This is a genomic window from Candidatus Solincola tengchongensis, from assembly GCF_015711935.1.
In the GTDB taxonomy this organism is placed as follows: domain Bacteria; phylum Actinomycetota; class Geothermincolia; order Geothermincolales; family RBG-13-55-18; genus Solincola_A; species Solincola_A tengchongensis.
The window spans coordinates 37765-46436 of the sequence record NZ_JACVJJ010000078.1 but is presented as its reverse complement, the minus strand read 5'-3'; the positions used below and the strand labels follow the sequence as shown (position 1 = coordinate 46436).

5 protein-coding genes are annotated in these 8672 nt (G+C 63.9%); 4 read left to right on the top strand and 1 reads right to left on the bottom strand.

The window, feature by feature from the left end; genetic code table 11:
• Both H7007_RS06680 and H7007_RS06675 read left to right on the top strand, forming a co-directional pair.
• Nucleotides 1–888: WD40/YVTN/BNR-like repeat-containing protein (locus H7007_RS06680; protein ID WP_287154114.1), on the top strand; the 888-nt coding region annotated here is incomplete at its 5' end.
• A 203-nt stretch (nucleotides 889–1091) separates the two neighbouring features.
• Complete coding sequence (locus H7007_RS06675; RefSeq protein ID WP_287154112.1) at nucleotides 1092–1583, top strand: rubrerythrin family protein; 492 nt, start codon at nucleotides 1092–1094, stop codon at nucleotides 1581–1583.
• A gap of 492 nt (nucleotides 1584–2075) precedes the next feature.
• On the opposite strand, the gene H7007_RS06670 is transcribed toward H7007_RS06675, so the two are convergent.
• Nucleotides 2076–3137, bottom strand: coding sequence for an NAD(P)/FAD-dependent oxidoreductase (locus H7007_RS06670; protein WP_287154110.1), 1062 nt, complete (start codon nucleotides 3135–3137; stop codon nucleotides 2076–2078).
• Between the two features lie 504 nt (nucleotides 3138–3641).
• Here H7007_RS06670 and H7007_RS06665 point away from each other — a divergent pair.
• Both H7007_RS06665 and H7007_RS06660 read left to right on the top strand, forming a co-directional pair.
• Nucleotides 3642–5426: a PLP-dependent aminotransferase family protein gene (locus tag H7007_RS06665; protein WP_287154108.1), complete on the top strand. Its 1785-nt coding sequence runs from the start codon at nucleotides 3642–3644 to the stop codon at nucleotides 5424–5426.
• Between the two features lie 660 nt (nucleotides 5427–6086).
• Nucleotides 6087–8360, top strand: a complete 2274-nt coding sequence (locus H7007_RS06660; protein ID WP_287154106.1) for a CapA family protein — start codon at nucleotides 6087–6089, stop codon at nucleotides 8358–8360.
• The last annotated feature ends 312 nt before the right edge of the window (nucleotides 8361–8672 follow it).

The window sequence follows — 8672 nt, the reverse complement described above, 5'->3', positions numbered from 1 at the left end:
GGAAAGCCCTTCACCGTGACCACCGGCGGCGGAGGGGGGTCCGCCGGGGGCTGGCAGACGCAGCTCTCGGGCGTCAATTCCCTCTACGGCGTGGACGCCCTGAACTCCACCGCCGTCTGGGCGGTGGGTGCCGGCGGGACCATCCTCCGCTACAACGGCACCTCGTGGACCAGCCAGAACTCCGGGACCACGAACGCCCTCTACGACGTCAGCGCGGCGGCCGCCAACCGGGTGTGGGCGGTGGGTTACCAGGGCATCCTGCTCTATTACGACGGCACCTCCTGGAAGGAGCAGGACAGCGGGCAGGAGGGCCACCACCTCTACGGCGTGTACGCCGCCGACTCCTCCCACGTCTGGGCGGTGGGGGAGCTGGGGAGCATCGTCTACTGGAACGGCACCTACTGGACCCACCAGGAGAGCGGCACCACTGCCAACCTGCGCAGCGTGGAGGGAACGGGCACGAACAACGTCTGGGCGGTGGGCGACGACGGGACCATCCTCCGCTACAACGGTTCCACATGGAGCAAGGTGACCGGGGTCACCGCCGATGACCTCACCGACATCTGGGTGAAGGACGCGAACAACGTGTGGGTCATGGGTGTGGACCTCTATTACTTTAACGGGACTTCGTGGAGCACCATCATGACCGGCTGGACCGAAGGCCTGCTCTGCGTGGCCGGGCTGGCCCCCACCAGCGTGTGGACGGGCAGGTGGTACGGGGTCATCCATTACTGGAACGGTTCCGACTGGGAGGTGCAGTACCCCGACGACACCTACAAGGGAGACATAAACGACATCGACATCCTGGACTCCACCCATATATGGGCGGTGGGAGGATCGGGCTGGGGGAACCTCGACGGCTTAGTGGCCTTCAAGGGGTCCGTCTAGCGGCGAGCCGGCGTTCATGCGGCACGAGGCAAGCCCGTATGAGCCACATCATGGTTGAACAGCTTGCGCTCCTGCTTGTATATTTTCGTCCTCCGCTGGGAATATTACGGATGCGAAAGAAGGTCGTTGGGCGCGCTCACCGATTATAGGGAAGCGCCCTCAAGGAGGACGGAAAGGAGTACCGAGATACAAGGAGGTAGGTTATGAGCACCATGGACAACCTCAAGGAGGCCTTCGCCGGGGAATCCCAGGCCAACCGCAAGTACCTGGCCTTCGCCAGGAAGGCCGAGGAGGAAGGCTACGCACAGGTGGCCAAACTCTTCCGCGCCGCCGCGGAGGCGGAGACGGTGCATGCCCTCGCCCATCTGCGGGTCATGGGGGGCATCGGCTCCACGGAGGAGAACCTGCGCCAGGCCATCGAGGGAGAGACGGCGGAGTTCCGCTCCATGTACCCCCGGATGATGGAGGAAGCCAAGGCGGAGGGAAACGATTCCGCTTACATCTCCTTCGCCAATGCCAACGCCGTGGAGGAGATCCACGCCGGGCTCTATCAAAAGGCCCTGGACAACCTGGGCAACAACGAGGAGGTGGACTACTACGTCTGCCAGGTGTGCGGGAACACCGTGGAGAACGAGGCCCCCGAGAAGTGCCCCATCTGCGGCGCTCCTCGGAAGATGTTCAAGAAGGTCGACTGATCCTCCAACCTCGAACAACAGGCGAGGCCCGGGGCGCCCGGGCCTTCTTCATTTCGCGTTCCTCTCGCAATGAACCGATAATGGCCATGGCGATCACGGTCAGGATATCCATGTTCCGGAGGACGTGAACCCTCTGTACTCTTATCCGTAAACCGGCTTTGGCCCATGCTCCCTCCGGCGTTCTGCACGGCATTTTCAAGAAAAACCCCCTGCCAGAAACGGAATATACTTCCAAGATAAGGTAGAGAAGGGCGAGGAGGTGTTTGTTGAAAAAAGAAGAAGGCCTCAAATGGAGTGCGCGGGTTCGGCCGCTTTGAGGGGCGCGGAAAGCACGAAAACGCCTTGAAAATAAATTATGCCGGGGAGGAGGAGAGGGAGCTTGACTAAACCGCCCCTTTTCCGTCTCCATGCTTAGCATCCCAATCTTCCGTTGAGTATGATGCGGGATATATCCCCTCAAGCACAACCCTCCAAGAACGTCGGCTTCAGAACTCAGCGGGCGCGGCGGTGTCCGGGCGGTAGGAGCACGAAGAGCATGGCGTAAGGGAAGTTATCCGGATCGTAGGTGGAGAGGATGAGCCTGGTGAGCGTCTTGAGGACGGAATGAGGGAGGTACTCGCGCAGCTTACGGAACAGGAACTGCGGCCAGAAGAGGGGCGCCAGGCGCCGGAACTCCCTGCGCGCCCCGTCGGGGTCCTCCACGGCGAGGGCGGCTACTCTACCGGAGAACAGAGCCCCGTTCACCCCGAAGAGGAGCACCGGGCTCACCAGGCCGGCCAGCGTCCCGGCCAGTACGCGTCCTTCGTGGAAGAGGCGCGGCCCCCTCCACGAACCCAGCGGCCAGGCCGCCCAGGAGGCCACTCGGTCGTGCCAGGCATCGAACTCGATCCCTTCGTTTGCGGCCAAAAGGGACTTGAACCTCTCCTTCTCCCCGTCCGTGAGCGGGCGCTGCAGGCCGAAGACCAGGGCCCCGGCCACCTCCCCTTTCTGGAAATAATAACCAAATTCCCTCGTGAAACGGTCGAGGTAGATTATCACGCTCGGCCTCGACGGGTCGCCCTTGCCGGTGGCCAGGTGACAGAAAAAGGGGCGGCAGGGGATATCTAGGGCCTCGAAACCCTCGCGGTCCAGGCCCGTGGCCAAGATGGTGCGGGGCGGCAGCGCCTTAAGCTCATCCTTGGAGAACCTCCTGCCCAGGACGACCTCCACCCCCTCCTCGAGCGCACGCCGGTAGAGGACGTTCTCCAGGGAACGCTCGCCCCTCCCCCTCTCCACCGTGTATCCCTCCACCCCCCGCGGAAGGCCGAACTCGTACCGCCTCCCGTAAGCCCAGGCCCGGGTCACGGTCCAGGGCTCCAGAGCCTCCTCCACTTCCAGCCCCAGCGCGGAACGCACCGCCTCCAAGTTCAAAAGGGTGGAGTCGGCGTAGGACATGTCCCCTCCGACGTGCTCCTTTCCCTCGTAGACGGTGACCCGGTAACCTCGCCTGGCCAGGGTTATCGCCGCCGTGAGGCCGGCGAGCCCCGCCCCCACTATCTCCACCTCCTGGCTCATCTACGCCTCCGATCCATCCCCGTCCGGGTTGGAAGACCCTTCCTGACCGGATAAGCCTTCGCCGCAGCCCCAACGGCCGTGGCCGTGCCCTGAGGCGCTGCGGCAAGAATGCCTCCTCATGCGACAGGTCTTCCCGTCTTCCGCGCCCCTTGTGTTGGATCCCTCCCGTGAAGGCCTTTTCTCGTATATTTTCTCCTCGATGACATTCTATCCCAACGACCACGTCTGAAATCCCATACATGAGGCCGAAGCGCTTTCCCGTATGTCTTTCCTGGCACATTTCCCGCCGCGGCGACATCACCTCCGTTCCCCATCGGAAAAGGGAAACATCGCTCTGGATCCCGTGAAGGATGCGATTCCCCGCTTATAATCCCGGAATGAAGTTGTCGGGGGTATCGACTATATTTAACTTGGCGGCCTAAACCGTCCGTCCAAAGCAAGGAAAACAACATTGGGTGAAGCCCGCCTCCGTTTGAGTCAATATGTCGTTCAGGGTGAGCGTAGATGAGTTGGGAAAACCTCGTCCTGGGTATCCTGGGGTTACTGGTGGGAGGGAGCGTGACCGCCGTCCTCGTGAGTCACAAGCTGGCCGTGCGCCGCAGAGTCCAAGGGGACGCGGACCGCCTCTTCGCCAAGCCCCTGGAAGGGATTTCCAAAATCGCCGAAGCGGTGCTCCGCGAGGCGCGGCCCGAGTGGCCCCCACGGCTGGACCTGCACAGCCATGTCGCGGAAGCCTTCGACTCGCGCCTGGAGGAAATCGAAGGGCTGGAGAGGCTCTCCCTTCTCCCGGAAGGGTTCCGGCGCCTACCCGTGCTGTGCAGGAAAATATTGGAACGATACGCCGATTGCCGCTTATCCACCTGGGACAGGAGGCGGAGGGGCGAGGACGCCTCCGCCGAGGCGCAGCGGGAGCAGGAGGTGGCGGAGATCGCCGAGAGCCTCCAGGCGACGGTGATGGAGGCTACCTCCAGGATACGGGCCACCACCGCCTGGAATTACCGGAAACTGGAAGCGATGCTGGGCAAGGACGAGGGGCTGGCGGTGTTGGGGCAGCGCATCCTGGATTTGGAGGAGGCCCTGGAGGCGCTCTTCGAGCCAGCCCTGGAGGGAATGGCGGGCGGAGAGGGTGATTCCCGCCTCGCCTCCCTTCTTGAAGCACATGAAAGGCTCCGCCGCGCCGGGATAAACCTGGTGGCCTCGGAGAACCGCCCCTCCCCCACCGTACTGCGCGCCCTGGGAAGCGACCTCGCCGGCCGCTACCAGGCGGAGGGGTACGGCGGTTCCCTCTACGCCCGGCGCATCGTGGAGGAGGCGGAACGCCTGGCCCGCGAGACCTTCAAGGCCGGGCACGCCCTGGTGTCCCCCGTATCCGGGAACCTTTGCGTCCTTGCCGTCCTCTTCGCCTTCACCTCCCCGGGGGATGCTGTGGGACTCATCCCCTTTACCGCAGGCGGATACCCCTTCGGCGTGGAGAAATTCCACCGGCGGCGAGTCGCCATAGCCGCCGACCCGGAGACCCTGGAGATAGACGTCGGGGCCGCCGTCGAGGCTCTGATCCGGGAAGGGGCGAAGGTGGCCTTCCTGGGCGCCTCTTTCATCCCCTTTCCCCATCCGGTGAGGGACATACGCCGCCGGCTGGAGGAGGAGGGATACCAATGCCTGCTGGTATACGACGGGTCCCACGTGCTGGGCCTCATCGCCTGCGACGAGTTCCAGGACCCCTTACGCGAAGGGGCGGATATCCTCATAGGCAGCACCCACAAATCCCTCTTCGGACCTCAGGGCGGGCTCATCCTCACCGACAGGGCGGAGCTGGCGGTACGGCTCAGGCAATTCCTGGAACTCGACCTCCAGGAGGGCATCGGACTGGTGGACAACCCTCACCTGAACCGCATCGCGGCCCTGGGCCTGGCCCTAGAGGAAATCGGGCAGGACCCAGGCTACGGCCGCCGGGTCATAGAAAACGCCCGGGCTCTTGCCGGGGCCCTGCACGCCGCGGGCGTCCCGGTGCGCTTCGCGGGTAGGGGCTACACCGCTTCCCATCAGGTCCTCCTGGGATTGGGAGAGGAAGAGGCGATGCGCCTGTGCCGCGCCCTGGAAGCCCATGGCATCTTCGTGGACGCCTGGGGAAGGCTGGGCACCGCGGAGATCACCCGCCAGGGCATGGGAAGGGAGGAGATGGAGCGCATCGCCGGCTGGATAGCCGCCGTCTACCGGGGAGAGGAGCCGCCCGCGCTGGACTCCGAGGTCGGGCGGCTTGCGGAACGCTTTTCCGGGCCGTACACGTGAACCCCGATACCCGCCGGAGGCCCAGAGACCAGGCGTGCATCCGAGACCCGCGAGCCCGTCCATCCCCCTGGCAGGTGCGGGCGAAACCGGCTATATAGGGGCAACGAACCTGCGCCTGAAACCTGCGAGCACCCCCATCCACCTGCAGTTCGGACGGACGGTTTGTCGCCCGGCGATCCTCGACCCCGCCTGAAGCTCTCGCCCTGGAACCGCTGGTCCGAAACGGCCGGCAGGCATCGTGCCGCATGGGGTTACTCGTCTCAGCGATTGAGCACGAGTTGGACAGTGGGCAAACCCAGCACTGCCGTTCACAACACCGATCTGCAGCGGAATCTCGGCTCCTCCTCGCATGTCCGAGATCGATCCGCCCATTCGGTCTCCTGTCTGGTTCTGGGATATAATGGGTTGGCAGCAGTTTCCATGGCGCAACACGGGAGTGAAAGACAAAGGGCTAATGAAGAAAGGGGTCCGAGGACTTCCACGCTCTCAATCCCAAGCGGGGATGTCGAATCCGGCCCCCAGACCGCAGGTGTACCGCTGATGACACCGGAACGGTCATGCTGTCGCCTTCCGGCGCCAATCAGGGATGGGATGGCAAGGCCTTCTTTTATGAGCATGGTTTTCTCAAACAAGACGCGGCACAGGCACCGAAGGGCGGTGTTGACCGCTATTCTCACCTTCTTCATCCTTCTTTTCTTTCCGGGAATCGAAACACCCAGGGCGGAATGGGAAGGAGGGCATTGTGCCGGAGCACTGCCCGGTACCTCTTCCATCTGGTTTTTCGCCGAGGGCTGCACCCGTCCCGGCTTCGAGGAATGGATTTGCGTCCTGAACCCCACGGACAGGCCGAGCGAGCTCTCCTTCCGCTTCCTGCTGCCCCAAGGGGAGAGCACCCCTTACATGGCTACCGTTGGGCCGGGCAGCCGTTTCACCCTCTCCGTCAATCATGTCGCCGGCACGGGCCTGGACCTCTCCGTGGCCCTGGAATCGGACATACCGGTGGTCGCAGAACGCTCCGTATACTTCCGATACGGGCCAGGGGGATGGGCGGGCGGCCACTGCGAACACGGTGCCTCTTCCGCCTCCGACACCTGGTTCTTCGCCGAGGGATGCACCCATCCCGGCTTCGAGACCTGGTTGTGCGTGGCCAACCCCAACCCCGCGGAAACCGCCGTTGAGGTGAACTTCATGCTCGGAGCGGGCCAGGGAGAGAATGCCTCAGCCGATTTCCGCATGCCACCGGGAAGCCGGCTTACCCTGCGGGCAGGGGATTTCGTCCCCCCGTCCGTGGACCTCTCCATGCGGGTGACCTCCTCGCGACCCGTGGTCGCGGAGAGGCCGGTGTATTTCGACTACCGGGGAGGATGGGACGGCGGGCATGTGGCCCTAGGCTCGACATCACCTTCCAATAAATGGTATTTTGCCGAGGGATGCACCCGGGAGGGGTTTGAGGAGTGGATCTGCCTGCTCAACCCCGGGGAGGAGGCGGCGAAGGTCACCCTTTCTTTCCTCTCCGCCTCCGAGGAACTGAGTCCTCAGGAGGTCACCGTCCCTCCACGGCGCCGACAAACGGTGTTCGTCAACCACGTGGTGGGCCCGGACAGGGACGTCTCCTGTGAGATAACCTCGACCCTCCCGGTGGTGGCGGAACGGCCTCTCTACTTCGCCTATGCCGGGCGCATACCGGGCGGCCACGTCACCGCGGGCGCCACCTCACTCGCCCGGGAGCTGTTTTTCGCCGAGGGCTGCACCCATCCCGGCTTCGACGCCTATTTATGCGTGATGAACCCCAACCCGCAGCCGGCCACGCTCCTGGCGACCTTCATGGAACCCTCCGGCCGCCATATCGAGTGGCGGCTAGCCCTCCGCCCCAGGAGCCGCCTCACCCTGAGCGCGCGTGAGGCGGTGGGCGCGGACAGGGAGTTCTCAGTGCGCATGGAATCGGACCTCCCGTTAGTAGCGGAACGGCCTCTCTACTTCGCCTACCGGCCCCTCTCCAGGTGCACGCTGACCTGCGTGGGCGATGTCAATCTGGACCTGGATCAGTTCGACATGGGTTACGGCTACGAATACCCGTGGACCGGCGTCGCCGGGCTGATGCAGGCGGCGGACCTTGCCTTCGCCAACCTGGAGTGCGCCGTCTCCTACCGGGGGAGCCCGGTACCCGGAAAGAGCTTCACCTTCCGCGGAAGCCCGGCCTCCATACCCGCCATGCGCGGGGCGGGCATCGACGTGCTCTCCCATGCCAACAACCATGCCCGGGATTTCGGGGGGGAGGCCCTGGTGGACACCCTCTTCCATCTGGAGGCCAACGGGATAGCTCACTGCGGTTCGGGGGCCGACATCACCCAGGCCCGCCGTCCCGCATATCTCACCGCGAACGGTCTCCGGGTGGCCTTCCTGGCCTATAACGACGTGAACTATTACGGCTGGCCGGCGGGGCCGGGTTATCCCGGAGTGGCGGACGCCTCCGACGCCGGGCGCATAGCCGCCGAGGTCTCCGCGGCCCGGGAGCGCTCCGATTTGGTGGTGGTCTCCTTCCACTGGGGCGTGGAAAAGGAATACGATCCCACTTCCCGCCAACGCTACCTGGCGCACCTGGCCGTGGACCACGGGGCGGACCTCGTCCTGGGCCATCACCCGCATGTCGTGCAGGGAATGGAGATATATAAAGGTAGGCTCATCGCCTACAGCCTGGGCAATTTCGTCTTCAACCCCGGGAGTGTGCAGGGGACCTACAGCGCGCTCCTTTCCGTGACCATGGAGTGCGGCCGCTTCGACACGGCGACCATCCGTCCCATACGCATCGTCAGCGGAAGGCCGGTGCTCATGAGCGGGCAGGAGGCGGCCTCCTGGCTCGGACAGATATCCTCTCTCTGCGCGGGCCTAGGTACCCCGGTCACCATCCGCGGGGATCTCGCCACCATCCCCTGAATCCTCCCGACCAACAGTCGATCACATATCCCGCCCTCTTCACGCGTTTGCCCAATCATGAAAAAGGTAGTTTCTGGGAATAGCGAAACCACCTACGGGAGAGAATCACCATCTATCGCTTTTATGGAGATCTCACAATTGTCACCTGACTCATCCGGAACTGGAGCCCTGCCGCTTTCGACGTCCTCGCAGGGCTCCGCTCCGCGGGATATGCGTTCTCATGGGGTAAAGAAACCCACCCACGGCGAAACAGCATCACCTATCGGAAAGGCGCATATGGAACGACGGGGCTTGTCTTCCCGGCGCCTCCAA